This window comes from Psychrobacillus sp. FJAT-21963, from assembly GCF_001420585.1.
In the GTDB taxonomy this organism is placed as follows: domain Bacteria; phylum Bacillota; class Bacilli; order Bacillales_A; family Planococcaceae; genus Psychrobacillus.
Map to the genome: position 1 here is coordinate 24,960 of NZ_LJIY01000014.1, position 26,305 is coordinate 51,264.

24 protein-coding genes and 2 other annotated features are annotated in these 26,305 nt (G+C 36.9%); of the genes, 17 read left to right on the forward strand and 7 right to left on the reverse strand.

Annotated elements, in window-relative coordinates:
• The first annotated feature begins 33 nt into the window (after positions 1–33).
• Positions 34–1,209: an MFS transporter gene (locus AN959_RS18395; protein WP_056833072.1), complete on the forward strand. Its 1,176-nt coding sequence runs from the start codon at positions 34–36 to the stop codon at positions 1,207–1,209.
• A gap of 347 nt (positions 1,210–1,556) precedes the next feature.
• Here AN959_RS18395 and AN959_RS21165 read toward each other — a convergent pair whose 3' ends face one another.
• A complete protein-coding gene (locus tag AN959_RS21165) occupies positions 1,557–1,721 on the reverse strand; it encodes a hypothetical protein (RefSeq protein ID WP_156350833.1) in 165 nt (54 codons plus the stop codon).
• A gap of 895 nt (positions 1,722–2,616) precedes the next feature.
• Between AN959_RS21165 and AN959_RS18405 the strand changes: the two genes are divergently transcribed.
• The 6 genes from AN959_RS18405 (at position 2,617) to leuS (ending at position 10,450) form a co-directional block, all read left to right on the forward strand.
• Positions 2,617–3,960, forward strand: a complete 1,344-nt coding sequence (locus AN959_RS18405; RefSeq protein WP_056832892.1) for a sigma-54-dependent Fis family transcriptional regulator — start codon at positions 2,617–2,619, stop codon at positions 3,958–3,960.
• 230 nt (positions 3,961–4,190) lie between these two features.
• Complete coding sequence (locus AN959_RS18410) at positions 4,191–4,880, forward strand: CoA transferase subunit A (protein WP_056832894.1); 690 nt, start codon at positions 4,191–4,193, stop codon at positions 4,878–4,880.
• A 16-nt stretch (positions 4,881–4,896) separates the two neighbouring features.
• Entirely contained in the window at positions 4,897–5,559 is a 663-nt protein-coding gene (locus tag AN959_RS18415) for a 3-oxoacid CoA-transferase subunit B (RefSeq protein ID WP_056832897.1), read from the forward strand.
• Positions 5,560–5,594: 35 nt separating this feature from the next.
• Positions 5,595–6,923 (forward strand): GntP family permease, encoded by a 1,329-nt coding sequence (locus AN959_RS18420; protein WP_056832899.1) that lies wholly within the window; start codon positions 5,595–5,597, stop codon positions 6,921–6,923.
• 46 nt (positions 6,924–6,969) lie between these two features.
• Positions 6,970–7,737, forward strand: coding sequence for a 3-hydroxybutyrate dehydrogenase (locus tag AN959_RS18425; RefSeq protein ID WP_056832901.1), 768 nt, complete (start codon positions 6,970–6,972; stop codon positions 7,735–7,737).
• A gap of 43 nt (positions 7,738–7,780) precedes the next feature.
• Positions 7,781–7,995, forward strand: a binding site (T-box leader).
• A 43-nt stretch (positions 7,996–8,038) separates the two neighbouring features.
• Positions 8,039–10,450, forward strand: coding sequence for a leucine--tRNA ligase (gene leuS, locus AN959_RS18430; protein WP_056832903.1), 2,412 nt, complete (start codon positions 8,039–8,041; stop codon positions 10,448–10,450).
• A gap of 738 nt (positions 10,451–11,188) precedes the next feature.
• On the opposite strand, the gene AN959_RS18435 is transcribed toward leuS, so the two are convergent.
• From AN959_RS18435 to AN959_RS18445, 3 genes are all read right to left on the reverse strand, one after another.
• On the reverse strand, positions 11,189–11,761 hold the full coding sequence (locus AN959_RS18435; protein ID WP_056832905.1) for an aminodeoxychorismate/anthranilate synthase component II: 573 nt from the start codon (positions 11,759–11,761) through the stop codon (positions 11,189–11,191).
• Entirely contained in the window at positions 11,758–13,146 is a 1,389-nt protein-coding gene (gene trpE / locus AN959_RS18440; protein ID WP_056832907.1) for an anthranilate synthase component I, read from the reverse strand. The genes AN959_RS18435 and trpE overlap by 4 nt, the downstream gene beginning before the upstream one ends.
• A gap of 46 nt (positions 13,147–13,192) precedes the next feature.
• Positions 13,193–13,419: a binding site (T-box leader), on the reverse strand.
• A gap of 24 nt (positions 13,420–13,443) precedes the next feature.
• Positions 13,444–14,706, reverse strand: coding sequence for an NAD(P)/FAD-dependent oxidoreductase (locus AN959_RS18445; protein ID WP_056832911.1), 1,263 nt, complete (start codon positions 14,704–14,706; stop codon positions 13,444–13,446).
• A 104-nt stretch (positions 14,707–14,810) separates the two neighbouring features.
• Between AN959_RS18445 and AN959_RS18450 the strand changes: the two genes are divergently transcribed.
• Both AN959_RS18450 and AN959_RS18455 read left to right on the forward strand, forming a co-directional pair.
• Positions 14,811–16,424 (forward strand): polysaccharide biosynthesis protein, encoded by a 1,614-nt coding sequence (locus tag AN959_RS18450; RefSeq protein ID WP_056832912.1) that lies wholly within the window; start codon positions 14,811–14,813, stop codon positions 16,422–16,424.
• Between the two features lie 9 nt (positions 16,425–16,433).
• Positions 16,434–17,156, forward strand: a complete 723-nt coding sequence (locus AN959_RS18455; RefSeq protein WP_056832914.1) for a pseudouridine synthase — start codon at positions 16,434–16,436, stop codon at positions 17,154–17,156.
• 29 nt (positions 17,157–17,185) lie between these two features.
• Here AN959_RS18455 and AN959_RS18460 read toward each other — a convergent pair whose 3' ends face one another.
• The gene (locus AN959_RS18460) at positions 17,186–17,407 is read right to left on the reverse strand and encodes a DeoR family transcriptional regulator (RefSeq protein ID WP_053588572.1); all 222 of its coding nucleotides are present in this window, start codon (positions 17,405–17,407) and stop codon (positions 17,186–17,188) included.
• Positions 17,408–17,815: 408 nt separating this feature from the next.
• Between AN959_RS18460 and pepV the strand changes: the two genes are divergently transcribed.
• From pepV to AN959_RS18495, 7 genes are read left to right on the forward strand one after another with little or no spacing between them, the layout of a single operon-like run.
• Entirely contained in the window at positions 17,816–19,231 is a 1,416-nt protein-coding gene (gene pepV / locus AN959_RS18465; protein WP_056832916.1) for a dipeptidase PepV, read from the forward strand.
• Positions 19,224–20,075, forward strand: coding sequence for a D-amino-acid transaminase (dat, locus tag AN959_RS18470; RefSeq protein ID WP_056832918.1), 852 nt, complete (start codon positions 19,224–19,226; stop codon positions 20,073–20,075). The genes pepV and dat overlap by 8 nt, the downstream gene beginning before the upstream one ends.
• Positions 20,072–20,614 carry an RNA 2',3'-cyclic phosphodiesterase gene (gene thpR / locus AN959_RS18475; RefSeq protein WP_056832920.1) on the forward strand — a complete coding sequence of 181 codons (543 nt, stop codon included), beginning with the start codon at positions 20,072–20,074 and terminating at the stop codon, positions 20,612–20,614. Before dat ends, thpR begins: the two co-directional genes overlap by 4 nt.
• A gap of 4 nt (positions 20,615–20,618) precedes the next feature.
• Positions 20,619–21,599, forward strand: a complete 981-nt coding sequence (locus AN959_RS18480) for a nuclease-related domain-containing protein (RefSeq protein ID WP_056832922.1) — start codon at positions 20,619–20,621, stop codon at positions 21,597–21,599.
• Positions 21,592–22,551, forward strand: coding sequence for a diacylglycerol kinase family protein (locus AN959_RS18485; protein WP_056832924.1), 960 nt, complete (start codon positions 21,592–21,594; stop codon positions 22,549–22,551). The genes AN959_RS18480 and AN959_RS18485 overlap by 8 nt, the downstream gene beginning before the upstream one ends.
• Positions 22,535–23,176 carry a tRNA (guanosine(46)-N7)-methyltransferase TrmB gene (trmB, locus tag AN959_RS18490; protein ID WP_056832927.1) on the forward strand — a complete coding sequence of 214 codons (642 nt, stop codon included), beginning with the start codon at positions 22,535–22,537 and terminating at the stop codon, positions 23,174–23,176. Before AN959_RS18485 ends, trmB begins: the two co-directional genes overlap by 17 nt.
• A 41-nt stretch (positions 23,177–23,217) precedes the next feature.
• Positions 23,218–24,063 (forward strand): MBL fold metallo-hydrolase, encoded by an 846-nt coding sequence (locus AN959_RS18495; protein ID WP_056832929.1) that lies wholly within the window; start codon positions 23,218–23,220, stop codon positions 24,061–24,063.
• A 262-nt stretch (positions 24,064–24,325) separates the two neighbouring features.
• Here AN959_RS18495 and AN959_RS18500 read toward each other — a convergent pair whose 3' ends face one another.
• On the reverse strand, positions 24,326–24,640 hold the full coding sequence (locus AN959_RS18500) for a hypothetical protein (RefSeq protein ID WP_056832930.1): 315 nt from the start codon (positions 24,638–24,640) through the stop codon (positions 24,326–24,328).
• A 172-nt stretch (positions 24,641–24,812) separates the two neighbouring features.
• Here AN959_RS18500 and AN959_RS18505 point away from each other — a divergent pair, with 172 nt between their 5' ends.
• Positions 24,813–25,886 (forward strand): M42 family metallopeptidase, encoded by a 1,074-nt coding sequence (locus AN959_RS18505; RefSeq protein WP_056832932.1) that lies wholly within the window; start codon positions 24,813–24,815, stop codon positions 25,884–25,886.
• Between the two features lie 87 nt (positions 25,887–25,973).
• On the opposite strand, the gene AN959_RS18510 is transcribed toward AN959_RS18505, so the two are convergent.
• Complete coding sequence (locus AN959_RS18510; RefSeq protein ID WP_053588582.1) at positions 25,974–26,297, reverse strand: hypothetical protein; 324 nt, start codon at positions 26,295–26,297, stop codon at positions 25,974–25,976.
• Positions 26,298–26,305 lie beyond the last annotated feature (8 nt).

The following is a 26,305-nucleotide window of genomic DNA, read 5'->3' on the forward strand; positions in this document are numbered from 1 at the left end:
GTTCAGAGTGCAAGGAGAAATGAGGTGTTATTATTGCCAAAAGTAGTGTGGCTTTTAATTGTTGGAATGTTTATTAATACGACTGGAAATTCTTTTTTGTGGCCATTACATACGATTTATATGCATGATCATTTGGGGCAATCTTTAACTGTTGCTGGATTTGTTCTTATGATAAATGCTGGAACCGGTGTTATTGGTAATCTATTAGGAGGATACTTGTTTGATCGTATTGGTGGATATAAATCTATCGTTTTCGGTATTATATTATCCATTATTCCTTTAATACTATTAACATTTTGGCACGGTTGGCCAGAATATATTTGGTTCGTAGCCATTTTAGGTTTTAGTGGAGGTATTATATTTCCAAGCATGTATGCATTGGTTGGAAGTGTATGGCCAGAAGGGGGAAGAAAAGCGTTTAACGCAATTTATCTGGCTCAAAATTTAGGGGTCGCTATAGGACCGGCAATAGCGGGTTTAGTAGCAGATCGTAATATAAATAATATCTTTCTAGCTAATTTGCTAACATATGTATTATTTTTATTTATCGCTCTATTCTTTTATCGTAATATGTCAGCATCATCTAATAAGCATGTAGCTGTTTTGAATGAACAAAAGAAAATCAATCAAAAAGCGCCTTTTTATGCAATGATGATTATAACTGTTGGTTATATGTTAACATGGATTGTTTATGTTCAATGGACTTCGACGATTTCTACATATGTGCTCGATTTAGGTATAACATTAAAACAATATAGCTTATTATGGACAATAAATGGTGCGCTTATTATTGCGGGTCAACCTCTTATTAAACCAATTATTAAGAGATTGGAAAACAAGATTAAAGCACAAATGATTTTAGGAATAGTTATTTTCATGGGATCATTTGTAGTAGTTGCATTTGCTGAAAGCTACGCTATGTTTATTACTGCTATGGTTATATTGACTATTGGAGAAATGTTCGTTTGGCCAGCCGTACCAACACTTGCTGATAAGTTAGCTCCGAAAGGTAGAGAAGGTTTTTATCAAGGAATTGTTAATAGTATGGCGACAATAGGTAGAATGATAGGACCTTTTATCGGAGGTATTTTGGTAGAAGCTTATGGCACACCAGCGATGATTCTAATTCTAACGAGCTTGATGGTCTTTGCGATAGTTACAAGTCTACTTTATGATCTTCCTCTTAAAAAGGTAGCGGATAATGAATAAAGAAAAACACCGTTTCTACGGTGTTTCAGATTGTAGACAAACTCAAAGAAATTTGAAATTGTCTACAGTCTTTTTTTATTTACAATACATAGTAAGAAATCGTCGATTTCCGTTTCAGGCGCTCCGCTTTCCACGGGCACTGCCTCAGCCTTCTCCCTTGCTCCTGCGCAAGCTCGTCGCAGAAAAAACGTTGCTCCTGCGCAAGCTCGTCGCAAAAATTAATTTCGCTACGCTCAGTCCGGGTGCTTCGGCTCGTGCTGTTCCCGTAGGAGTCTTCGCGCCTTCTACTCCAATCGACTAGTGTTGGCTAATTTAAAAAGTGTTGAGTTTCTAAATCTTCTAAGACGTTAATTGTCCTTTCTTAACACAGTGTACAGAAAGTAAAAATCGTACGAAGTTGATCCAACGATACTTTTGGGAATGGTATGTGGAGGAAGCGGAACATCTACGACATCATGTGGAAGTGAAAGAGTCGCTCCTATGTCGCTCGCCCATCCTTTACGGCGTCTCATTCTTCGCGCTCCTGCGGCGTGTAAGGCGACATCCTGGAAACATTCGAAGAAATAGAGTTTGAAACAATTTATAGGATTATTGATTAAGGATATACATATAATAGAAACTTCTTTATTCATTGAATAGAATACACGGGCAATCGCGCCTTGCCAGCCGCATGACGTGCCGTATGAGACAGAAGTATGCGCTTGCGCATACAGCGGCTCATGCGGACGTGCGGCCAGCGCGAATGCCAATAGATAAGTAGTATTCCCTTTTGACAAAAGTTAAATTAATCTTCTAATTACAGAGTAGAACTCGTATGTGCGCTTGCCGCATGCTATCCATGAGCCTCCGCAGGAAGAGTCGCTCCTTCATTTAAAGTATTATTTTTTAACAATCTAATAATAGAATCTACATTTTTTATCTAGAGGATACACTGGCAATCGCGCCTTACCAGCCGCATGACGTGCCGTATGAGACAGAAGTATGTGCTTGCGCATACAGCGGCTCATGCGGACGTGCGGCCAGCGCGAATGCCAATAGATAAGTAGTATTCCCTTTTGACAAAAGTTAAATTAATCTTCTAATTACAGAGTAGAACTCGTATGTGCACTTGCCGCATGCTATCCATGAGCCTCCGCAGGATGAGTCCCTCCTTCATTGAAAGTATTATTTTTTAACAATCTAATAATAGAATCTACATTTTTTATCAAGAGGATACACTGGCCAGCGCGAATGCCACTAGATAAGTAGTATTCCTAATTAAGCTTAGGTGGAAAAGGGTTATGCATTTACAAGATGACTCTCTTCTTTTTCAATAGTGAGATTTAGATAATCAAGCAAGGGAATTGATTAATTGTCTAACTTTTGAGATTATAAGACAGAAGTTGTTTCCAAGAAGGAGGGGAAAAAATGGATAGTTTATTGGGAAAATTGTCAGTATCAGTGCTAGCACAAATATTAGAGAATGCATTCCAGTGGTTTGTTGTGGTCGATAAAGATTCAAACATACTTTATATGAATGAAGATTATTGCCGGTTTCTTGAAGTTACGAAAGAAAATGCAATTGGACAGCATGTTGCGGAAGTAATTGAAAATACAAAGATGCATGAAGTTATCAAGTCAGGGGTTGCAGATATAGCATCACCTCATTACATAAAAGGAACGTACATGCTGGCGAACCGTGTTCCACTTGTTGTCGATGGTGAAATTGTCGGTGCATTCGGTAGTGTTATATTTCGAGATATGTCGGATTGGAAAAAGCTAAGCTCGCACGTTCGTACAACGATGGAACGTATACAGTTAAATAAAGAAGATAACAGTTATAAAGAGTACCATTTAGTAGATATTAAAGGCACTTCTGTCGCAATACGTAAAATAAAAGAAACAATTGAAATGATAGCTCCGAGTGATTTGCCGGTTTTAATCGAAGGAGAAAGTGGTACGGGAAAAGAAATGTTTGCACATAGTATTCATCAGCTTTCTGATCGATCAGATGAACTTTTTGTTAAGGTGAATTGTGCTGCAGTTCCTCCAGAACTATTAGAGGAGGAATTATTCGGTAAGCTCGATGTGATTACAGGACATTTACGAAAAGGAAGATATCAGCAAGCAGATAAAGGGACACTCTTTATAGATGAAATCAGCGCCCTTCCTGTAACACTGCAAGCAAAGCTTTTACGGGCAATGCAAGACAAAGAAGTAGTATGTATGCACTCTGAGAAGGGGGAACAAGTAAACGTTCGAATTTTGGCAGCATCTAATGTGTCCCTATCTAATTTAGTGGAGGAAAAGAAGTTTCGAGAAGATTTATTTTATCGAATCCAAGCAATTACTCTATCCATCCCACCACTTCGAGAGCGTATGGAAGACTTCACAGAGCTATTGAACCACTTCTTGCAAAAATTTGTTGTTCAGGCAGGACGTCGTAAAGTAGTTTTAGCTACGAAGACAAGAGAAATACTACAATCCTATCATTGGCCAGGAAACGTTACCGAATTGCAAAATGTTCTTCAAGCTGCAGTATATTTAGCAGAGGATGATATTATTTTACCTAACGCCTTACCAGCGCAAGTAAAGAAAAGGAATGCTTTATCTTTTCAAACTTCAGGTAAGCTAGCAAATATTTTACTAGATGTAGAAAAAAATGTGATTCGAGATTTACTAGAAGAAGAGCCTAATAAAGCGGTGATTGCTGAGCAATTAGGTATTAGCCGTTCCACACTTTATGAAAAAATAAAAAAATACAACTTATGACCTAAATTCCGACTTATCGGATTATATTCCGATTTACCGGAAAAAAATTTGTGTTGTAAAATGTGATTATAATTTATTTTAATGCGAAAGTTGTCCAGTTTTTCAGAATTATTATGTGATAAATTGACTAATAGTTGTCACAAATGGTATTGCGTGAAAATTTAGAATCTGTTTTAATTACATGTGAAAGCGCTTTTATTTCGCATCAAAAATGTAAGGAGGAAATGCAAATGAAGCCGATTTATTCTTCTGCAGAGGAAGCGGTAAAAGAAATACAAGATGGTGCAACATTGATGGTTGGAGGTTTCGGCTTAGTCGGAATTCCAGAAAAATTAATTCTTGCATTAGTTGAGAAAGGTGTTAAGGATTTAACGGTCATTTCTAACAATTGTGGAGTGGACGATTGGGGTTTAGGACTTTTATTAAATAATAAGCAAATTAAAAAAATGATAGGTTCATATGTTGGTGAGAACAAAGAATTTGAACGTCAAGTGCTAGCGGGGGAAATTGAAGTTGAGTTAACCCCTCAAGGAACACTTGCAGAAAAAATAAGAGCTGGTGGAGCAGGAATTCCAGCATTTTTCACACCGGCTGGAGTTGGTACTACAATAGCTGATGGAAAAGAAATTCGTATTTATGATGGAAAAGAATATGTTTTGGAAGAATCACTACGTGCAGACTTTTCTCTCATTCGAGCTTCAAAAGCAGATAAATTTGGAAATCTTATCTATAACAAAACGGCTCAAAACTTCAATCCTATGATGGCCGCAGCAGGAAAGATTACTATTGCAGAAGTTGAAGAAATCGTGGAAACAGGAGATTTAGACCCTGCCATTATTCATACACCAAGCATTTATGTACAAGGCCTGTTACAAGCCAATCAAGAAAAACGGATTGAACGATTAATGACACGTTCATAGATGGGAGAGATTTCAAGTGACAAAATTATCAAGTAGAGAACTAATTGCTATTCGAGCAGAGAAGGAAATAGAAGATGGAAATTATGTGAATTTAGGTATTGGAATACCTACATTAGTTGCCAATTATATTTCTCCAAATAAAACAGTAGTATTACAATCAGAAAACGGACTACTTGGGATTGGACCTTATCCGACTCAAGAGGAAGTGGATCCAGACCTAATCAATGCAGGTAAAGAAACCGTTACGACTATTCCTGGTTCTGCTTTCTTTTCAAGTGCAGAATCATTTGCAATGATACGTGGTGGCCATGTGGATGTTGCAATCCTAGGTGGAATGGAGGTTTCTGAAAAAGGAGACCTTGCAAACTGGATGATTCCTGGGAAGATGATTAAAGGGATGGGCGGTGCTATGGATTTAGTGCATGGTGCCAAAAAAACGATTGTAATCATGGATCATGTTGCAAAAGATGGTTCTCCAAAAATTAAAAAAGAGTGCTCTCTTCCGTTAACAGGAAAGGGAGTAGTCGACAAAATTATTACAGACCGTGCCACTATAGAAGTGACACCGGAAGGACTTGTACTTAAAGAGGTGTACGAGGGGTACACCGTACAAGATATTATTGACTCAACAGAAGCTTCTTTAAATGTTGATAATGTAAAAGAAAATGTTGAGTTTTAATACTTCTTTATAAAACAATTCGGGGGGATTTGTTCATGGAAGCATTAAGTATGATTGGCCTTATAGGAGGCCTGGCTTTACTTATTATCTTGACGATGAAGGGTGTAAATATATTAATCGCTGGTCCTATATCAGCATTATTAGTTGCGTTGACGAGTGGAATGCCACTGTTTCCGCAATTGGCTGCTGAAGGGGAAGCAAATTTTGTAACAAGTTACATGACAGGTTTTACAGGATTTATTATGTCTTGGTATTTAATGTTCTTACTAGGAGCTGTCTTTGGGAAAGTTATGGAGGATAGCGGTGCGGCAGATTCCGTTTCAAAATGGATCGTCGATAAATTAGGAATGAAGTATGCAGTATTAGCTATCGTAATTGCCTGTGCAATCCTTACATATGGAGGCGTAAGTTTGTTCGTTGTTGCGTTCTCTGTATATCCAATGGCAATCTCATTGTTTAAGCAAGCAGACTTACCGCGTCGTTTTATACCAGCAACATTAGCGCTAGGCTCAGTTACGTTTACGATGACATCTGCAGGTTCACCTGAAATTCAAAACTGGATTCCAATTCAATTTTTAGGTACAGACGCTTATGCTGGTTGGGAAGTAAGTATTATTGTAGCAGCATTCATGGCGATTTTTGGGTATTGGTGGCTAAAACGTATTATTCAGAAAGCTGTTAATAAAGGGGAAAGGTTTGAGGATCGTGAAAATGATCCCACATTTGATACGACAAGAAGTCTGCCTAATCCATTCTTAGCAATGCTTCCGTTAGCTGTAGTATTAGTGATCTCATTTATTTACCATGATAAGCTAGCGCAATCTGCATTGATCATAGCGTTACTTGGAGGAGTTATTGCTACTTACTTCGTAGGTAGGAAATATTCGAAAAATTTCTGGGAAGCGTTTTCGGCAGGAACTGTTGGGGCAATTATTGCAATCGGTAATACAGCTGCAGTTGTTGGTTTCGGTGGAGTTGCGAAAAATGTTCCAGCATTTACAACTGCTGTTGAAGCAATGACGAATATTCCTGGTTCGCCTTTAATCGGTGCAGCTATTGCGGTATCCGTAATTGCTGGTATGACTGGTTCTTCCTCTGGCGGCCAATCTATAGCATTACCATTATTGGCGCCACATTATATGGATATGGGTGTAAATGCTGAAGCGTTGCACAGGGTAGTAGCAATTTCTTCTGGTGCACTTGACTCATTGCCACACAATGGATATGTAGTAACTACTATTCAATCAATCTGTGGAGAAAAACATAGTGCCGCATATTGGTCCGTAGCAGCAACCACTGTAGTGGTACCAGCGATTGGAACAGCTATTGCAATTATATTATTCTCTCTAGGTCTAGGTATATAATTTTTCAGTCCAATGAGCTTAATGGCTGATTTTGGAGGTAAAACGTATGGTAAAAGATAGAGTACTTCTCATCACTGGAGCTGCACAAGGAATTGGGTTTCAAATTGCGCAGGAATTTTATCAGGCTGGTGCGAAGGTAGTATTAACTGATATTAATGAAGAGAAGGTTAAAGATGCTGCTGCTTCACTAGGTAGTGACGCTCTTGGTATTAAATGTGATGTGACAATCGAGGAAGATATTATTAATTCTATTGATTTAACTGTAAAAGAGTTTGGACAAATAGATATATTAATAAACAATGCAGGAATGCAGCATGTTTCTATGTTAGAAGATTTTCCTACAGAACGCTTTGAATTATTAGTGAAAATTATGCTAACTGCTCCGTTCATGGCGACTAAGCATGTTCTTCCTCATATGCGAAAAAGAGGGTTCGGAAGAATTCTCAATATGGCATCTATTAATGGTTTAGTAGGTTTTGCTGGTAAAGCAGCTTATAACTCTGCTAAGCATGGTATAATTGGCCTAACAAAGGTTGCTGCATTAGAAACAGCAGCAGATGGCATTACGGTAAACGCGATCTGTCCAGGATATGTTGATACACCTTTAGTGAGAAACCAATTCCAAGACTTAGCAAATACACGTAATGTTCCTTTAGAGTCAGTACTGGAAGAAGTTATTTATCCATTAGTACCACAAAAAAGATTGTTAGATGTAAAAGAAATTGCTGATTTAGCATTGTTTTTAGCAAGTGATGCTGCAAAAGGTATGACGGGTCAAGCAGTTGTATTAGACGGTGGATATACTACTCAATAAAAACTTGCTATTTAAACGTATTTCCTCTAAAATACGAAGTAATAGCAAGACGCAGATAAGGATTAGTAAATAGATTGTATTTCTATAGAGAGCTAACGGTTGGTGAAAGTTAGTGGAATGCCCTATTGAACTCGCCTTTGAGTCTGTATGAGTGAACTGTCAGTAGCTTATACCGTTTTCCGCGTTAAGGAATCAAGTTGAGTGATGTTTTTCACTAATTTGGGTGGTACCGCGTGAGGTTAATCTCTCGTCCCTTAGTTTTTTTAAGGGGCGAGTTTTTTTATTTTGAGGAGGAATTACAATGAGCTTTAATCATCAAGCAATTGAAAAAAAGTGGCAGAATTATTGGCAACAGAACAAGACATATAAGATGACTGATGATCCATCAAAACCTAAATTTTATGCACTTGATATGTTCCCTTATCCTTCTGGGGTTGGCCTACACGTTGGGCATCCACTTGGTTATATCGCTACAGATATTTTAAGTGCATTTAAACGTAAGCAAGGATATAACGTTCTTCATCCAATGGGATGGGATGCTTTTGGACTTCCTGCAGAGCAATATGCAATCGATACAGGTAATGACCCAGCAGAATTTACTGCAAAAAATATTGCTACATTCAAACGTCAAATGACGGACTTAGGTTTTTCATTTGATTGGGATAGAGAAGTCAACACAACGGATCCTTCTTATTATAAATGGACGCAATGGATTTTCATTCAACTATATAAAAAAGGCCTAGCATATGTAGATGAAGTGCCAGTAAACTGGTGTCCTGCATTAGGAACTGTTTTGGCAAATGAAGAAGTAATCGATGGAGTTTCCGAACGTGGAGGGCACCCTGTTGAACGCCGTCCAATGCGTCAATGGGTGCTTCGTATAACTGCTTATGCAGATAGACTTTTAGAGGATTTAGATGATCTTGATTGGCCAGAAAGTTTAAAAGAAATGCAACGTAATTGGATTGGACGTTCAGAGGGTGCTGAGCTAACATTTGAAATAGACGGCACAAACGAATCATTCCGTGCTTTTACAACTCGTCCTGATACTATTTTTGGAGCCACTTATGCTGTTTTAGCACCAGAGCACAAGCTTGTGGATACAATTACGACAGCAGAACAACAAGAAGCAGTGCAAGCCTACAAAGATCAAGTAAAATTAAAAAGTGATTTAGAGCGTACAGATCTTGCAAAACATAAAACAGGTGTTTTTACCGGTGCCTACGCGATTAATCCGATTAGCGGCGAAAAAATGCCGATCTGGATTGCAGACTATGTATTGGCAACTTATGGAACAGGGGCTATTATGGCAGTTCCTGCACATGATGAGCGTGATTTTGAGTTCGCCAAACAATTTGATCTGCCAATCGTCGAAGTTGTGTCTGGTGGAGAGATTGAAAAAGAGGCTTATACAGCAGATGGAACGCTTATTAACTCTGACTTCTTAAATGGTTTAAACAAACAAGAAGCGATTGCGAAAGCGATTGAATGGTTTGAAGCAAACGGTAAAGGTGAAAAGAAAATTACGTATCGTCTTCGTGACTGGTTATTTAGTCGCCAACGTTATTGGGGGGAACCAATTCCTATCATCCATTGGGAAGATGGTACTTCTACTCCAGTAGATGAATCTGAATTACCTTTGATGCTTCCAGTAACAACAGATATTAAGCCAAGTGGTACAGGTGAATCTCCATTAGCGAATATTACGGAATGGGTAAATGTTGTAGATCCAGTAACAGGTAAAAAAGGTCGTCGGGAGACAAATACAATGCCTCAGTGGGCAGGTAGCTGTTGGTACTACTTACGCTATATTGATCCAAACAATGACGAAGCACTTGTGGATCCAGAATTAGCAAAACGTTGGCTTCCGGTTGACATTTACGTAGGTGGAGCAGAACATGCAGTACTGCATTTGTTGTACGCTAGATTCTGGCATAAGTTCCTTTATGATATTGGTGTAGTGACAACAAAAGAACCTTTCCAAAAACTATTTAACCAAGGCATGATCTTAGGTGAAGGTAACGAAAAAATGTCTAAGTCAAAAGGGAATGTTGTAAACCCCGATGATATCGTGATAAGTCATGGTGCAGATTCCCTTCGTCTTTATGAAATGTTCATGGGACCTCTTGATTCTTCAAAACCATGGTCTACAAACGGGTTAGATGGTTCACGAAGATTCCTAGATCGTATATGGAGATTGTTAGTTGATGAAGATGGTAAATTGAGCTCTAAAGTTACAGACACTTCTTCTGACAATATGGAAAAAGCCTATCACCAAACAGTGAAAAAAGTAACGGAAGATTTTGAAGCAATGCATTATAATACGGCCATTTCACAAATGATGGTATTTATTAACGAAGGATATAAAGCCGAAAAAATTTCAAAAGAATATGTAGAAGGATTTATAAAGCTTATTTCTCCAATCGTTCCGCATATTGCTGAGGAACTTTGGAGTATTCTAGGACACGATGATACGATCGTTTACGAATCATGGCCAACTTTCGATGAATCTAAATTAGTAGACAATGAAGTAGAAATTCCTGTTCAAATTAAAGGGAAAGTTCGTGCAAAATTACTTGTTGCAAAAGATGCAACAAAAGATGAGCTTGAAGCATTGGCTCTTGCTTCTGAACAAGTGCAACAATGGTTGGAAGGGCAACAAGTGAAGAAGATCATTGCAATCCCAGGTAAAATGGTGAATATCGTTATTTAATAAACAACGAAAAAGCTGTTCCACTCTCGTCTAGATAGTGGAACAGTTTTTTTGTATAACAATAATATTAAATCATCGTACGGCATTTCTACAAAACTAAATTAACAAGCTCTCATCATATAAAAAGTGACACAGTCGCTTTTCCCTCCCAGAATGTAGACAAACTCAATTATGGGTGCATAGAGTTGTGTATTAGATTCGGCAAGGACCACCACTTCGCTTTCCGTGGTCTTGGCTTCAGCCTCCTAGGCCAACACGATGTTGGTCATGCAATCGTTGCCGCAAAAGTTCTTTTGCGACGAGCTTTGCGCAGGAGCAGGATGCGGTGAACTTAGATTGCCTTCCCCTCGCTGCGGGGTCTTCGGCTAACGTTATTCCCGCAGGAGTGTCGCCTTTTTCAACGATTTTCTATAAATACTAACTGAAAAAAATGTAAGTGATAAAAACTTGCTGTATTAATGTCATGATTGTTTTCTCATTGAAAAGCGGTTAATAGTTGATTTTCGTTTCAGGCGGCGACTCCAGCCGGAATAGCAAATGTTTTCTGCACCGAAAGCAAAGCGGCAGGTGCATGAGCGAAAAGACCCTGGACTGAGCGTAGTGAGGGAAGCGGCTGAAGCCATGCCGGCGGAAAGCGTCCGTCCTGAACGGAAATCTATCGCACTTTTTAAAAGAAGCTAAAAAGAAAGAGGCTGCCCTTAAAAGTCATTCTTTATGACTTTCAGGACAGCAGTTTTTTTATTGAATAATATCCAGAAAACCCTGTATCATTTGATTACCTTGTATTGTCCCAATTGATTCGGGATGAAACTGAAGTCCATATAAGGGATAATCTCTATGCTTGATTGCCATAATTTCATTATCATCCGTTGCACGTGCAAGCACTTCTAATTCTTCGCTTAATGTTTGCTCATCAATTACAAGAGAATGATAACGCATGACCGAAATTGGTTCTTTAAATGGCTGGAATAACGAATCAGCGGAATGCTCAACAATCGATAATTTCCCATGCATAATATTTTTCGCTTGAATAATCTTTGCTCCAAATGCAACTCCAATGGATTGGTGACCTAGACATATTCCGAGAATTGGATATCTATTGTGTAGCTGTTGAACCAGTTCAATCGATATCCCTGCTTCCGAAGGGCTACCAGGGCCAGGAGATATAATTATCGCTTCTGGATGTAGTTCTTCAATTTGTTTGATAGTAATAGCGTCATTCCGAACAACCATAACTTCTTTGCCGAGCATACTTACTTGTTGATATAAGTTATACGTAAATGAATCATAATTATCTATTAATAGGATCATCGTTGCACCTCCAAAAGAGCTTTTGCTTTATTCAGGGTTTCTTCGTATTCGCTTTTTGGAATAGAATCAAAAACTATCCCTGCTCCAGCTTGAACATGTGCGACGTGATCCTTTACAACCATAGTGCGAATAGCAAGTGCCAAATCCATATTGCCTGTTATGGATACATAGCCTACTGCACCTGCATATACACCACGTTTAGATGTCTCAAGTTGATTTATAATCTGCATCGCTCTAATTTTAGGCGCACCAGAGACGGTTCCAGCTGGCAAGCATGCTGATAATACATCTAATACATGTGTGTCCTTTTTTAGTAGACCAGTTACTTCCGAAACGATGTGCATCACGTATTTATAGTATTCTATCTTCATATATTTTTCGATTGAGACTGAACCAATTTCTGAGATGCGTCCAATATCATTACGTCCTAAATCTACAAGCATCCGATGTTCTGCAACTTCTTTTTCGTCGTTTAATAGATCCTTCGCAATTTGTTCATCCTCTTGTATGGATTGACCACGGGGTTTCGTTCCAGCTATTGGATTTGTAGTCACTAATCCATTTTGTACTTTTACAAGGCTTTCTGGTGAAGTTCCGAGTATAATATAATGCTCAAAGTCTAAATAAAACATATATGGAGATGGATTGGATGTACGTAGCTTACGATATAATGCAAATGGATTTCCTTCATAGGGAGAAGAAAATCGTTGGGACAATACAACCTGAAAAATATCGCCTTTTATAATATGTTCTTTTGCTTTTTGAACCATCTCTATAAATGTCTGCTCATCTATCATGGGCTGAAATGCAAGCTTTGCTTCATTTTCCTTGGATGAAATGGGAGCTTTTTTTAAATCTGAGTAGATAGCTTCAATTGCTTCCGTCATTTTGTTATGGGTACGACCATTGTGGAATAAATCGATTGCAGCTATTGTAGCAGTTTGCTTTAAATGATCATAAATCACAAATGTATCGTAAAACATTAAATGAATATCTGGCATTTCTAAGTCATCGTGGAGAAACTCTCCAATTTTTTCACTGTAAAAAGCTGTCTCATATCCAAAATAGCCGATTGCACCGCCAAAAAATGAAAAAGGATATGTTTCTTTGTGAATAGGCATCATCGATTTTAGTTTTTCGATGATGGATTCTGTTCCTTTTTCCTGGCTACCACTTTCATAAAGGAGTGAATATCCAGATTGATTTCCGGTTATTTCTGCAATGGGATTACATGCGATAAATGAATATCTACCACTTTCTTCATGTTTTGCGGATGACTCAAATAACGTTTTTTTCTTTCCATTTAAAGCATGATAAATGGATATAGGGGTCATCATATCCCCTTGGATTTCTTTCAATTCGTAACTTCTCGTCTCAACTGTCATAGCTCTACTCTCCTTTTCTCAACTAAACACAAAAAGGCCCTCCATCACAAAGGACGGAGAGCCGTGGTGCCACCTTTTTTGATTACTATTGTAATCCACTTAACTGCAAGTAATATATTGCAAGTCCTGTAACGTAGACATACGCCAAAGCCTACTAATTGTTCAGCTTTGGAGCTCAGAAGCCCATTCACTAAATGTCATGCACTGATTTGCACCAACCATCAGCTCTCTAGAGCATTTCATAAAGTTACTATTCTTCCTCAATGCTTGTTACAAAACATTGTATAATAAATAGTTTCATAATTCAATCGATTTCGCAGCACTCATTCCAGCTATTTTTCCAGTCACGAGTGCTGAAGTAATATTATAGCCACCTGTATAGCCATGAATATCAAGTATTTCTCCGCAAAAATACAGACCAGCTTTTTTCTTCGAAGCCATTGTTTTAGGTTCGATTTCTTTAATTGAAACACCGCCTCCCGTTACAAATGCTTTATCAAGGGGCTGTGTTCCATATACATTTACCGTAAATTGTTTCAACAAATGAGCAAATGAGCGAACCTTTTCGTGTGAAAGATTTTGCCCATCTTCACTTTCTTGAATACCAGCTTGTTGTAATAAGAACAATAGCCATCTTTCTGGTACAAGTCCTTTCCACACATTTTTTAAAGCTTTTTTTGGTTCCTCTTTAATAGAAGAGAGGAGAGATTGAAAAGTTTGTTCCTCGTTTTTGTCGGGTAGACTATCTATACGAATTTGGACAAGCTCACCACCATTTTTCTTTTGCTCTTTTACAACGAACTGGCTGCAACGTAGTATAGCAGGACCACTTAATCCAAAATGAGTGAAAAGCATGTCCATTTGATGAGTAATAATTGCTTTACCTTTTTTATTTAAAACTGAAACTGCAACATCTCGTAATGCAAGCCCTTGAAGTTCTTTTGATTTTATAAATGACTCATTGGATAGTAAAGGAACCTCTGTAGGATATAGATCAGTAACCGTATGTCCAGCCTTTTCTGCCCATGGATATCCATCACCCGTAGAGCCAGTTTGTGGTACTGCCTTTCCACCGACTGCAACAACTATAGCGCCGGCGGTAATTTCTTCACCAGTTTCAAGACGAACTCCAATAATTTTCTCATCATTCATTAATAATTTGGCAACTGGTGCGTTTAATTTAATTTCAACTTTTAACCGTTTTAATTCGTCCAGAAGAGCATTCACTACATCCATTGCTTTATTGGATACTGGAAACATTCTTCCATGATCTTCTTCTTTTAGTTGTACCCCAAGATTTTCGAAAAAGGCAATAATATCTTCATTATTAAAAATAGAAAAAGGGCTATATAAAAATCTTCCGTTTCCAGGAATATTTTTGACGATTTCTTCTTGAGGAAGTCGATTGGTCACATTACAACGACCGCCTCCTGATATTGCTAGCTTTTTGCCAAGCTTATTACCCTTTTCTATTAATAATACCTGTTTATTTTCTGCTCCAGCAGCAGCTGCTGCCATTAGGCCAGAGGGACCCCCGCCGATTACAATAACGTCATACATAATAAGTTCACACTTTCATTTTTTTCTTTAGTATACATCATTGTGGTTTTGTTTCGACAGATGTAAACTGTAAGATAGACATTTCTTAGGATTGGACGGTTTTTATGGCTTCGAATTTATTAAAAGGGACGATGATTTTAACAATTGGTCTCTTATTATCTAGAATATTAGGCGTTCTCTATGTAATTCCTTTTTATCAATTAATTGGGGAAGAGTATGTAGTACTCTATCAGTATGCATATGTTCCTTATTCAATTATGTTGGCAATAGCAGTATCGGGAGTACCTATTGCAGTTTCAAAATTTGTTTCGAAATATAATGCACTAGGGGATTACGCAACAGGACGAAAATTAGTCCAATCAAGTATGCTGCTTATGTGTGTTACAGGTGTACTAGGATTTCTTCTTCTTTATATAATGGCGGAACCTATCGCTCAACTTGTCATAAAAGACAAAGATGCTATCTTCTCCATTGAGGATGTTGCATCCGTTATTAGATATGTAAGTTTTGCGGTGATAGTTGTACCTGTTATGAGTTTAATTAGAGGCTTTTTTCAAGGGTATCAACATATGACCCCAACTGCTGTATCTCAGTTATTTGAGCAAGTTGTACGTATTTTGTTCGTTCTAACTGGTGCTTTCGTTGTCATGAATGTATTTAAAGGCTCGGAGAAAACTGCTGTTTCTTTTGCAGTTTTTGCAGCATTTTTAGGAGCGATCGCTAGCTTAGTTGTGCTGTATTGGTATTGGAAAAAGTTAAAACCAGAATATAATGCACTTCTAGAAAATAGCGGAAATTTAACATCAGATGTATCGTTAAAAAATATTTATAAAGAAATCTTAGTCTATACGGTTCCATTTGCTTTAGTAGGGGTAATCAATCCACTCTTTCAATTTATCGATATGATAACTTTTAACCGTGCAATGACAATGATTGGGAAAGCATCAGTTTCTGATACATATTTAGGTATGTTGAACTTCACAACACATAAGCTTGTGATGATACCAGTAATGTTGGCTACAGGCTTTTCGATGACGCTCATTCCTCTTATTACTAGTTTTTATGCGAAACAAGATTTTATGAATGTTAGAAAATCTTTAGATCAGGCATTTCAAATTTTATTATTTTTAACTTTGCCGGCTGCATTAGGAATTTCAGTTTTAGCAGATGAATTTTATACAGTATTTTATGAGACAAGCGATGTAGGGGCTACAGTGCTTGCGCATTATGCACCTGTTGCGATACTGTTTGCTCTTTATCCAGTAACTACTTCTATTTTACAAGGGATCGATCGCCAAAAATTAATTATCCTCAATTTATTAATCGGAATTTTAACAAAGCTCGTATTAAATACCCCGTTTATTAAAATGTTTGAAACGGATGGTGCTATTTTGGCCACTTCTGCTGGTTACATTGTTGCTATTGCTTTAAATATGGTTGCTATAGGAAAAACATTGCATTATCAATCTACAATGGTAATTAGACGTATTTTCCTTATATCTATATTAACGGCAATTATGTTATGTATAGTATCCATCGTAAAATGGGGAATTGGGCAAGTATTTACGATTGATGGAAAAATAGAATCATTATTAGTTATCTTTGTTTGTGCTTCCATTGGAGCAGTTTTTTATGGATATGTCACGCTAAGATTAGGACTTGCACAAAAGCTTTTCGGCGAGAGAATTACACGTTTTACGAAAAAAATTGGTTTTTAGGAGTATGACATGCGATTAGATAAATTTCTAGCACATATGGGATTTGGTACGAGGAAAGAAGTAAAAGAATTAATTAAATCTAAAGCTATCCAAGTAAATGATGTCATAGTAAAAGATAGCTCTTTGCATGTGAAGGAACATGTAGATAAAGTTTCTGTTTATGGAGAAGAAATTGAGTATAAAGAATTTATCTACTTAATGCTAAATAAGCCTGCAGGAGTCGTATCTGCCACAGAAGATACGAGAGATCGAACTGTGATTGACTTATTAGAGGATGATGTACGTCATTTTCAGCCATACCCAGTTGGTAGACTAGATAAGGATACTGTAGGGTTGCTATTATTAACAAATGACGGTGCTTTAACGCATCGTCTACTTTCTCCGAATAAGAATGTACCAAAATTATATTATGCAGAGGTTGAAGGCATAGTTGACGAGAGTGACGTACAGGCTTTTTTAGAAGGAGTAATATTAGATGATGGCTATAAAACAAAGCCGGGAATTTTGACAATTTTAAGTAGAGGACCAGTGTCCGAAGTAGAATTAACAATAACAGAAGGCAAATTTCATCAAGTAAAAAGAATGTTCGAATCCGTTGGAAAAAAAGTAGTTTTTCTTAAAAGGCTTTCAATGGGACAATTAATATTAGATGAATCTCTTAAACAAGGAGATTATAGAGAACTTACTGAAGAAGAGTTAGAGGGGTTACAGCAAAAGAATGACCAAGCTTAGGCTAGGTCATTCTTTTCATATGGGGAAATCTAAGATGTCATTTTAACGCGTTTGTTCGTCGTGGTCCATTTGCCTCTTGTTGGGCTTATGACTAAGTCATTAAAGGCAAGTACATTCAAATCTCGTTGAATCGTGCGAGGAGTGATGCCAAATTCATCGACTAAATCTTGTGTAGTAACAGTTCCGTGATCACGGATGAACATATACATATCTTTAATTCGATTGAGCATCCGATCAGTAGTTGGTTTCATAAGTAACCACTCCTTCATCATCATATCTCGTGGCAAGACTAGCGGACGACATGGGTGAAAAGCAACAAATTAATTGCAATTTACAGCCCCTTTACTATATTGGTAGTCAGTCATATATTTTCTGACAATTTAATTATAGTAGATTTTCGAGAAAATTTCTATAAAAAACAGCTAATTTACAAAAACTTCATATAAAGATTTATTAAAATGAATGAAAAAATAGATGTCCAAGCGAAAAAATTGATAGCAAACAAGTAGAAAAAATATAAAAAAAGGTTCGTTAGTACATGAAATATTAGAATTAAAAAAATCATCGAAAAAGAAGACTGAAAATGCCTTCTTTTTTGTGTTTTATACGCTGAAAAAAGTGTAGAATAACGTTAGAAGGATTGTGTAGGAGGGTTTATATTGAATTGGTTAGAACTTGCGGAACAAAAAAGAACTGAGATGATTGAAGAGCTTCAAAAATTAATTCAAATTCCTAGTGTTCTTGATGAAAAAGCTGCTACGGAAGAAATGCCTTTTGGGCCGAAACCTCTAGAAGCACTTAATCATATGTTAAGTGAAGGAAAAAATGAGGGTCTAGTTACTAAAAATATTGATAATATGGCCGGTCATATTGAAATGGGAGATGGAGAGGAAACTTTAGGTATTCTCTGTCACGTTGATGTGGTCCCAGTTGGAGAAGGCTGGACTTATCCTCCTTTTGAAGGCGTCGTAGCAGATGATAAAATTTACGGTCGTGGTGCAATAGATGATAAAGGTCCGACTATTGCAGCTTGGATGGCAATGAAGTTAGTAAAAGAATCTGGAATCCCTTTACATAAAAAAGTAAGACTAATCATTGGGACGGATGAAGAGAGCGGCTTTCGATGTGTAGAACGTTATTTTGAAAAAGAACCGATGCCTGAAATAGGCTTTGCACCTGATGCAGATTTCCCAATTATTAATGCAGAAAAAGGAATTGCAAACCTAATTTTTACGCAAACTGGATCAACTGAAACGGAAACTATTCAATTTTTTCAAGCAGGAAAGCGGACAAATATGGTTCCGGACGAAGCCTTTGCCCTTATTTTTGGTGGACTTCATTCCATAAAACAAAAGTTTAGTGAATTTTCTACTGAACATGGTTTTAATGGAGAAGTAACGCAAGAAGGTCCAATGGTTAAAGTGTTGGTAAGAGGAAAATCTGCACATGCTATGGAGCCAGATGAAGGGGTAAATGCAGCAATTTTACTTGCGAAGTTTTTACAAGTCGTTCCATTAACTCCTCACTCGAAAGCATTTGTAGACTTTTTAGTTATTGGCTTTGGTGATGACAGTAGAGGGCATGCATTATCTCTTAACTTTTCGGATGATGTATCAGGAGATACAACATTAAATCCGGGTGTTATTCATTATGCCCCAGCACAAGGGTCTTGTACACAAGTTAGTATGAGATATTCAGTTACTTACCCTTTTGAAGAAAAACTGAGTACATGTAGAGAGACTCTTCAAAATTTAGGGATCACGCTTGATCTTGGCTCTAATTCTAAGCCTCATTATGTCGATAAAGAAGATATACTTATTAAATCATTACAAAAAGTATATGAAAGACAAACGGGAGAAGAGGCAAAGCTCTTATCTATAGGTGGAGGTACTTATGCTAGGGTTCTGAAAAATGGGGTTGCATTTGGAATGCTATTCCCTGGAAGAAAGGACGTAGCGCACCAAGTAGATGAATATGTAGACATAGAAGATTTAGTTAAGGCAACAGCGATTTATGCAGATGCAATTGTAGAACTTGCAGGAAAAAATACTACAGAGGTGAAAATTGATGACTAAAATATTATGGAATGATCAAATCGTTAACGAAGAAGAAGTAAAAATAGGCTATGAGGATCGTGGATACCAATTTGGTGATGGTATTTATGAAGTAATTAAAATTTATAACGGAGATGTATTTACTGCTAAAGAACATATTGACCGATTGTATGCAAGCGCTGATAAAATTCAGTTAGTCATCCCTTATACAAAAGATGTACTTCATAAAATGCTCTATGATTTAATCGAAACGAATGAAGTCCAAAACGGACATATTTATTTGCAAGTTACTCGAGGTACTAGCGCTAGACAGCATAACTTTCCGACTCCAGATGTCGATTCTGTACTAACAGCATATACAAAAGAAACAAGTCGTCCTCACGCTCAACTTGAAAACGGAGTAAAAGCGTGTTTTGTTGAGGATATTCGTTGGCTTCGTTGTGATATAAAATCGCTGAACCTTTTAGGAAATGTATTAGCAAAACAAGAAGCTGTAAGCAAAGATTGCTATGAAGCTATTCAACATCGTGGGGAAGTAATAACCGAAGGGTCTTCATCCAATATATATGGCATTAAAGATGGTGTGCTTTATACACATCCAGTTAGTAATCTTATATTAAATGGAATAACAAGAAAAGTGATTTTAGATTGCTGTGAAGAAGTAGGGCTCCCGGTAGTAGAAGAAGCATTTACAAAAGCACAAGCTTTGGAAATGGATGAAATTATTATGTCTTCTACAAATGCTGAAGTAATGCCAATTGTTTCTGTCGACGAAAAACCAATTGGAAATGGTAAACGTGGAGAATGGACTCAAAAATTACAACAAGCTTTTGAGAAAAAAATCCCTTCATCTATTGGCGTATGAACACACATTACTTTATAGGTATTAAAATTCCACCAACGCTCGCAAAAGATATCATAGAAGCAAGAGATAAAACTAATTTACATGAGACGCATAAAACGTTGCCATTTAAAGAGGATTTGCACATTACTTTATTTTATATTGGGGCAATGGCGAGCGAACAAATAGAACATATCATCCAGTCGTTACAAAATATCGACTGGAGTTCTTTTAATCTAACAACGAATGGGCTCGCTCATTTTGGAAGCAATCGAACACCGAGAGTAGTTTATACTGACTTAGAAGAAAGTGACTCATTAAAGAGGTTACAAAAAGAAGTTGTGAAAACCTTGAGTGATTGTATAAAAACAGAACATACGAAGGATTTTAATGCTCATATTACGATTGCTAAAAAATGGGCGTCTAAGGGGTTACTGTCTATAGAAGATTTTCACTTGCCTAAATCGACATTTGAAGTAAGTTGTTTTAGTGTATTTAAGATAAACCCGAATAGTAAACCTCGTTATGAGGAGATTGCTTCTATTAGATGCAAAGGAGGGTAAGTGAATGGCTCAGTTAGTAAAACTACAGGACTATATTTCAAGATATCAAGTTGATTTAAAACGATATCCCACTCAATTTGTTCGATTAAAAAAACAGCAATGGGAACGTACAAAAGCTGAATGGGAAAGTGGATCATTTGACACCTCATGGATAGAAAAAGACGATGAGGTGGAAATACCTGAAAAGAAATCTATTTTCTCTAAGCTTTTCAACCGTAAACAGAACGAAGTTATAGAGGATTCTGTTTGGGAAGAATCAGAGTTGCAGGAAGAAGAGGTGATTCCGGAAGAATCTACGATGCTTAATTTTCAACCTAATATCGTTTACAATCCAAAATCAAAAGAAGAATTAAAGCGTCTGTATTTAAATCAGCTTTTTCATTTTCAACTGAAGTGGGCAAGCTCGACTTTACGAGAAAAATCTTATGTTGATCCAAAATTTATGCGAGATACTTTACTACGAACGCTTACTTTACAGCTACCTGATAATTATTTTTTATTTTATTATCCTATTTTAAAACTTAAAAAAGCTCCAGTTGAATTAGAAATCATATTAATATTACCTACAGAGATTATATGCCTTGTTGTTTTAGAAAGAAAAGAATTGGATGCTTTTATAGGAAGTAGCGATCGTTTTTGGATTCAAAAAAGCGGTAAGGAAGAAAAGAAGGTATTGAGTCCAATGGTAGGATTAAATCGAATGGAATCTATTTTAATGCAAATAATTAAAAAAGAAGAAATCGATTTGCCAATTAGGAAAGTAGTGCTTTCAAGAAATGGGTATATTGATTATCCAGGGACTTCTTTCAACACTCAATTTGTAGATACACGAAAGTTTCCGGAGTGGTTTAGATCATTAAAATCTTCTCCTTCCCCAATGAAGCATATGCAATTTAAAGCTGCACAAGCAATACTTGACTTAGCTCAAACAACGTCCTATTCAAGATCTGGTTGGGAAGTAGACAGTGAGGAAAGTGATGAGTAACGTAGTTTTTATTGTGAATGAACATGCTGGTCGTGGACGAGCAAAAAAAATATGGGCATCATGGAAAGAGAAAATTGATTTTCCTTATACTAGTTACGTGACTGAATATAGAGGACATGCTACGAATATAGCAAGAGATTGTGCACTATATAATGATGAAGATTTGTTAATTGTAGCTATCGGCGGAGACGGTACTGTTCACGAAATTATTTCAGGAGTTACGCATTATAATCACGTTCGAGTCGGAGTTATTTCTGCAGGTAGTGGAAATGATTTTGGTCGGACTTTTTCTGTTTTCAAAACCGTAGAACAGTTACGGAATTCTGCAAAGAACTACTATACATATGAAAAATTAGACTTTGGTATCTTATCCACGAAAGAAAAAGATTTTGGTTTTGTAAATAATGCAGGTTTTGGTTTTGATGCAAAAGTAGTTTATTCCGTAAATAATTCTTCATGGAAAAAGTGGTTAAATGTCTTGGGGTTAGGGAAAATAGCGTATATACTATATTTGGTTAAAGAGCTTATAACATTTACAAGATTTTCATTCACTTTACATACGGAGAAAGATGAGTTAAAGTTTGATGATGTTTGGTTCCTTGTTGTATGCAATCAGCCTTATTTTGGTGGAGGAATGAAAATATCTCCTAGTTCTCACCCAAATGATCAATTAATAGAAATGACAATCGTAAATAAATTAGCAAAATGGAAGCTTCTCTTTATTTTCGGTACGGTGTTTTTTGGGAAACATACAAAGTTTAAAGAAGTGAAACAGTTTCAAGCTAAAAATTTTAAGATTACGATGCATGATCAAGTATTTGGTCACGTGGATGGAGAATTCTCTTGCCTAACAGACCATAATCATCGTTATACTTTTTCGGTTCAATCAAAAGCTTGGAATTTAGCGAAACCAATAGTTAAAGGAGTTAAAAATAATGAGGTTAAGACATAAACCATGGGCAGAAGATTTTATCAATGCTCATCCTGAAATTATTATACAAAATCCGGAGGAATTGAAAGGCAAATGGGACTCTGAATTTAAAAATGCTCATCCCCTTCACATCGAGGTAGGAACGGGGAAAGGGCAATTTATAACAGGAATGGCCAAGCAAAATCCGGATATCAATTATATTGGAATAGAGCTATATGATAAAGTAATCGTTTCGGCACTTGAAAATGCGATAGCAGCACAGCCATTGCCAAATTTACGATTGCTAAAGGTAAACGGCGCAGATTTGGCAAAGTATTTTGAGAAAAATGATGTAGACCGTGTTTATTTGAATTTCTCTGATCCTTGGCCAAAAGTTAGACATGAGAAGAGACGTTTAACTCATGAAGGATTTTTGAAATTATACGAATCTATTTTAGTAGATAACGCCGAGATTCATTTTAAAACTGATAATCGAGGATTATTTGAATACTCTTTAGTAAGTATGTCTGCGTATGGTATGTTAATAAAAGATGTCTCACTAGATCTACATGTGAATATGCCAGAAGACAATATAATGACCGAGTATGAAGAAAAGTTTTCTGCAAAGGGACAACCAATCTATCGGGTAGAAGCAAAATACGTATAAATGTTTAAGTGTTGACGATATCGATTAGGGGGAGATGGAGAATGGATACGCTTCAATTTCACAATATGACATTAACTTGGCTTAAAGGCGGTACTACGTTTATGGATGGGGGAGCCATGTTCGGTGTTGTACCAAAGCCATTATGGGAAAAGAAATATCCAGTAAACGAATTAAATCAAATAGAGTTACCGTCAGATCCGCTATTTATCCAATACAATGGGCACAATATCTTAATGGAGGCGGGGCTTGGCTACGGTAAGTTTACAGAAAAACAAATAAGAAACTACGGTATAACTGATCAATCTCAAGTGGAGGACAACCTCGTTCAACTTGGTGTGTTACCAGAAGATATTGACATTATTATCATGACACATCTCCATTTTGATCATGCTTGTGGCCTAACAAAGTGGGAGAATGAGGAGCTAGTTTCAAGTTTTCCTAATGCGAAAATTTTCGTTTCAGATGTTGAGTGGAATGAAATGAGAAATCCAAATATCCGTTCACGAAATACTTACTGGAAAGAAAACTGGGAGCCAATTGAAGGACAGGTTATTTCATTTTCAGGTTCATTAGAAGTAGTGGATGGGATAGAGATAATCCATACGGGCGGACATAGTGATGGGCATAGTATTGTTTTATTGAAACAAAACGGAGAAACGATTATTCATATGGCTGATTTAATGCCAACCCATGCACACCAAAATCCATTGTGGGTGTTAGCGTACGACGATTATCCGATGACTTCCGTTTTTGCAAAAGAAAAATGGGTGAACGAAGCACTTAGTAATAATTATTGGTTTAGTTTTTACCATGATGCTTTTTATCGTATGATCAAATGGACAGCGGATGGAAAAGAAATAGTGGAAAAAGTGGAGAGATCCCGATAAAAAAATTGTCATCAGAATCTATAAAAGTATTACTTGAAGTCAATCACTTTAGGATAACTGGAGACAGACAACATTACTGGGTTATTTTAAGAAGAGGAGGTTTGTGACTAGCGTTGTCACGAGCCTCCTCTTCTTAAATCTATCGTTTATGCAGGCCATCAGACGATTAAAAAAAGGAGTGGCATGTGACTGAGTCACGTCTCACTCCTTAAATAGCAGTAGTTTAATAGTTGTATAGAAGCCTAAAACAAATCTAGTGGTACTATACTTTTACTAACTCCACAACTGTTCCTGTTTTAGTATCTGCAGAAAATTCAAATTGCTCGAGCTCGCCATTTCGAACACGAGAAATACCACCTTTATATACATTCGTATGGATTGCCTCATTAGCGAAAGGCTCTGGGCTCATATAAATCCATGAACCATCTATTGGACCTTCTTGTTTAAATGAATTTTTTATTTCTCTTAAAACAAGCTCTGGTGATCGATTAATATTCAATTTATTAGTTGCCTGACTAGCAATCATCCCTATTACAATTCCTGATCCAAGACCCATCATATAGTCACGAAGTTTCAATGTTCTACTCCTCCTAACGTCTTTTTTTTAGTGTATCATATATTTTCAATCAAATAAATTTTTCGAATGTCGAAGTTTTTAAGTAGTAAACGATTCAAGCATTTATTACAATAGAAGAGGAATGTAAATTTTATTATTTAAATTTGACCAAAGCTTTAGGAGGCTTTTACAAATGAATGAAGAAACGCGCTCGCTTTTTAAAACTCTAACAGAATTACCAGGAGCACCAGGAAATGAACATGCAGTACGTTCTTTTATGCGAAGTGAACTTTCCAAGTATTCAGATGAAATCGTGCAAGATAATTTAGGAGGCATTTTCGGATTAAAAAAAGGGGACGAAAATGGTCCGAAAATTTTAGTTGCTGGACATATGGACGAAGTTGGCTTTATGGTATCAGGTATCACAGATAATGGAATGATTCGATTTCAACCATTAGGCGGTTGGTGGAGTCAAGTATTACTTGCACAACGCGTAGATATCGTAACGAAAGATAGAACAATTCCAGGAGTCATTGGATCTATTCCGCCTCATCTATTAAGTGATGAAATGAGAAACAAACCAATGGACGTTAAAAATATGTTAATTGATGTTGGTGCAGACGATCAAGAAGATGTGAAGCGTATGGGAATAAGACCAGGAGATCAAATAGTCCCTGTTTGTTCGTTCACACCGATGGCGAATGATAAAAAAATCATGGCTAAAGCTTGGGATAATCGATATGGTTGTGGACTTGCAATTGAGCTATTAAAAGAAGTACAAAATGAGCAATTGCCTAATATGCTTTATTCTGGTGCAAATGTTATGGAAGAAGTTGGTTTGCGTGGTGCACAAGCATCAGCAAATATGATTCAGCCAGATTTATTCTTTGCATTAGACGCTAGTCCTGCAAATGATGCTTCAGGTAATAAAAATGAGTTTGGGCAACTTGGAAAAGGAGCTCTTTTACGTATTTTTGACCGTACAATGGTAACACACCGCGGTATGAGAGAATTTGTATTAGATACGGCGGAAACAAATAAAATTCCTTACCAATATTTCATCTCACAAGGTGGTACAGATGCTGGACGAGTGCATACTTCCAACGAAGGTATACCTAGTGCAGTAATAGGAATCTGCTCTCGTTATATCCATACTTCTGCTTCAATTATTCATACCGATGACTACGCAGCAGCTAAGGAACTTATAACTAAATTAGTGAAAGCATGTGACCGAACAACTTTAGAAACAATTAAAGCAAACGTATAATAAAATAAAAAGAAGGAGCCGAAAAATTAATTTCGGCTCCTGATTTTTTAATTGTTGAAAATTAAAATTATCATCTAGTTNTTAATTCTATATAAAATAAGGAAAATATGAAAGGATTGCAATAAAAAAACTAACTAGTGTAAATAGCAATAGACCTAATGTGATTGGTGATATGTTAAATCGAAATGGTTTAACACCATCATTATCTAATCTATTCCAACCTTTTATGTGTGCATTTAATTCATTAGTTGTTTGGTTCGTATATAATTGAAACAACCAAACAGATCCGAATATTACAAGACTACCTAAAAAAAGTGTATCGATCAATGCCCATCCAATAATAACTGAAGCGAGCGAGAGTATGATTGCTTCTATAGATACCGTAAGAAGTACAACATAACCTTTTTTCAAAAAAATAC